Raw genomic sequence first — 323 nt, 5'->3', positions numbered from 1 at the left:
AGGTCGACGCCGCCATCGACGAGCTGGCCGCCCTGCGCACCGCCATCTCCCGCATCGGCAACAACATCAACCAGATCGCCTTCGTGTACAACGCCGGAGGACAGCCCCGCCCCGGCGAACTCGACCACGCCCTCACGACCTTGACCCGCGTCCTGGCCTGCATAGACGACACGGCCGACACCCTGGTCAAGAAGCGCCTCTGATGGTCCCCAAGATCCGACGCGGCTCACGCACTCACGGCCTGCTCGTTTACCTGTACGGCCCCGGCAAACGCGACGAGCACACCGACCCCCACCTCGTCGGCAGTTGGGACGGCTTCGCCC

General features: G+C 67.5%; 1 protein-coding gene. It reads left to right on the top strand.

Translation table 11 applies throughout. From position 1 onward, the window contains the following. Positions 1-203 (top strand): plasmid mobilization relaxosome protein MobC (gene mobC / locus RB628_RS41770; RefSeq protein WP_318325814.1); only part of this gene is annotated, 203 nt, incomplete at its 5' end. Between the last annotated feature and the right edge of the window lie 120 nt (positions 204-323).

This window comes from Streptomyces sp. ADMS, assembly GCF_033441795.1.
Classification (GTDB): Bacteria; Actinomycetota; Actinomycetes; order Streptomycetales; family Streptomycetaceae; genus Streptomyces.
The sequence above is the reverse complement of the archived record's forward strand: the minus strand, read 5'-3'. Positions and strand labels throughout refer to the sequence as shown.